Raw genomic sequence first — 1,081 nt, 5'->3', positions numbered from 1 at the left:
CCAGCACGGTGGCGTCAACGAAGCCGTGGTGGTGGCGCGGGAGGATGGGGGCGAAGGCAAGCGGTTGGTGGCCTACGTGACGGCGCAAGAGGGCGTGGAACTGGAGTCCAGCGCACTGCGGAGCCACGTGAAGCAGCGGCTGCCGGAGTACATGGTGCCGTCGGCGTATGTGGTGCTGGAGTCGTTGCCGCTGACGCCGAACGGAAAGGTGGACCGCAAGGCGCTGCCCGCTCCAGAGGCACAAGGCCCGAAGGCAGCGCACTTCGAGGCGCCTCGCACGGCGGCTGAGGAGAAGCTGGCGTCCATCTTCGCCGAGGTGCTGAACGTCGAGCGCGTCAGCATCGACGACGACTTCTTCGAGCTGGGTGGCCACTCGCTGCTGGCCACGCAGTTGGTGTCGCGCGTGCGCGAGGCCTTCCAGGTTGAACTACCACTCAGGACAGTTTTCGAGTCCCGGTCGGTTGAGACAGTGGCGAGGTGGCTGGAGAGTGCCTCGGGAGTCGCTGCTGGGTTGAGAGGCCCTCCGCTGGTTCGCGCCTCACGAGACGGCGCGCTTCCTCTGTCGTTCGCACAGCAACGGCTGTGGTTCCTCCACCAGCTTGACCCCGACAGTGCCTTCTACAACGTGCCCGTGGCAGTAAAGCTCTCGGGGGCCCTTGATGTTGCAGCGCTGGAACGGAGCTTCCATTCACTGGTTCTCCGTCATGAGGCGCTGCGCACGACCTTCCGTTCCGAGGCAGGCGTTCCCACCCAGGTCATCTCTCCCGCAGGAAGGGGCGCGTTGGAGTTCGTGGACCTGAGTGCACTCCAGGGCACGGAGAAGACCCTGGCAGTCCAGCGTCGAACGGAACTTCAAACACTTCGCCCGTTCAATCTGGAGACAGGGCCGCTGCTGAGGGCGACGCTGCTGAAGGAGGGAGAGGACGCGCACGTGCTGGTGTTGGTGATGCACCACATCGTGTCGGACGGCTGGTCGATGGGCGTGTTGGTGAGGGAGTTGGTGGCTCTGTACGAGGCGTACTCGCAGGGGCGCGAGTCACCGCTGGCGGAGCTGGAGGTGCAGTACGCGGACTACGCGGTG

The 1,081-nt window shown here is 65.2% G+C and carries 1 protein-coding gene; it reads left to right on the top strand.

Annotated features, from left to right (window positions below):
• A partial coding sequence (locus BLU09_RS38055; RefSeq protein ID WP_244172439.1) for a condensation domain-containing protein occupies positions 1 to 1,081 on the top strand: 1,081 nt, incomplete at both ends.

The organism is Myxococcus virescens, from assembly GCF_900101905.1.
Lineage (GTDB): Bacteria > Myxococcota > Myxococcia > Myxococcales > Myxococcaceae > Myxococcus > Myxococcus virescens.
The sequence above is the reverse complement of the archived record's forward strand: the minus strand, read 5'-3'. Positions and strand labels throughout refer to the sequence as shown.